This is a genomic window from Treponema bryantii NK4A124, from assembly GCF_000421345.1.
GTDB lineage: Bacteria > Spirochaetota > Spirochaetia > Treponematales > Treponemataceae > Treponema_D > Treponema_D bryantii_B.
In genome coordinates, this window is the sequence record NZ_ATWV01000028.1 from 1 (window position 1) to 1458 (window position 1458).

General features: G+C 32.4%; 2 protein-coding genes. Both read left to right on the forward strand.

Annotated elements, in window-relative coordinates; translation table 11 throughout:
* Positions 1-54 precede the first annotated feature (54 nt).
* Positions 55-579: a transposase gene (locus G626_RS0114820; protein WP_022933566.1), complete on the forward strand. Its 525-nt coding sequence runs from the start codon at positions 55-57 to the stop codon at positions 577-579.
* Positions 504-1427 carry an IS3 family transposase gene (locus tag G626_RS0114825; RefSeq protein WP_022933567.1) on the forward strand — a complete coding sequence of 308 codons (924 nt, stop codon included), beginning with the start codon at positions 504-506 and terminating at the stop codon, positions 1425-1427. The genes G626_RS0114820 and G626_RS0114825 overlap by 76 nt, the downstream gene beginning before the upstream one ends.
* Positions 1428-1458 lie beyond the last annotated feature (31 nt).

Consider the following 1458-nt stretch of genomic DNA (forward strand, 5'->3'; position numbering starts at 1 on the left):
TGAAGTGCACCCCAAAAGTTAGACATAAAGTTTAATTTTGGAGGTGCATTTTTTATGTCCAAATACACAGAAGCTTTTAAGATGTCAGTTATAAAAAAACATCTTGAAGAAGAAATACCTGTAAGGCAATTATCAAGAGATTTAGAAATTAATATCAGTTTGATAAAATTATGGGTAAAGAAATACAACACGAACGGATTCATTAATAAAAAATCAAAAACTACAGTTTTTAGTTCAGAATTCAAGCTAAAAGTATTAAACTATCAACAAGAATATAGTCTATCTGACAGAGAGACAGCAATAAAATTTGGAATAGCTGAACATGGAACTGTAGGTGCCTGGCGACGAAAATATATAACAGGAGGCATTTCAGCTCTAAAAGATATGAGAGGAAGGACTTCAAAAATGCCAAAAAGTGTAATACCAGACAAGCCAAGAGAAGAATGGACAAAGGATGAAGAATTAGCTGCATTAAAAGCGGAGAATCTATACCTAAAAAAATTATGGGCCTTAATTCAAGAAGAACAGGAACAGACAAAGGCGAAAGAGAAAGAAAACTCAGAGCCTGCAGCGAATTAAGGTCAGAAATTTCTGTTCATGATTTATTAATACTATCAAAATTACCTAGAAGTTCTTTTTATTATTCTGAAAAACATCCTAAACAGGAAAAATATCAGGAAGAACGAAAACTTCTTCATGATATTTTTAATGAAAGCAAGGAACGTTATGGTTACAGACGTATTACATCAGCGTTTAGGAGTCGTGGATATAAGATAAATCATAAAGTAATTCAGAAACTGATGCATGAAGAACACATAGTCTGCAAGGTAAGAGTTCACAGATACAATTCATATAAAGGACAAGTTGGAAGAATTGCAAAAAATCTTTTGCTCATAACTGAAAATGGAAAAGAAAAAAGAGATTTTTCTACTACTGCTTCAAATCAGAAATGGGTTACAGATGTTACTCAGTTCAATCTCTTTGGAACGAAATTATATCTTTCACCAATTTTAGATTTACATGATGAATCTTTGGTCAGTTGGAATTTATCAGAGAGCCCAAATTATTCACAGATAACAGATATGCTAGACAAGGCTTTTGAAAAGATACCAGACGGTACAAATTTGATTTTACATTCAGATCAAGGATGGCAGTACCAGATGTACAATTACAGGGAACGTTTGAAAAAGAAAGGAATAAGACAAAGTATGTCCAGAAAAGGAAACTGTCTTGATAATTCTGTAATGGAAAATTTCTTTGGACTATTAAAATCAGAACTTTTATATTTGCAGGAGTTTGAATCTGTAGAGCATTTCAAGAAAGAACTAATAGAGTATCTTACTTGGTACAACGAAAAAAGAATTAAGGTTAAATTCAAAGGACTGACCCCTTTACAATTTAGGAATCAGTCCTTAAAATCAGCCTAGTTAAAGTGTCCAATTTCTTGGGTGCACTTCA

Coding starts and splice junctions, on each gene's coding strand:
- G626_RS0114820 (WP_022933566.1), top strand. CDS start 55: ATGTCCAAATACACAGAAGCTTTTAAGATGTCAGTTATAAAAAAACAT.
- G626_RS0114825 (WP_022933567.1), top strand. CDS start 504: ATGGGCCTTAATTCAAGAAGAACAGGAACAGACAAAGGCGAAAGAGAA.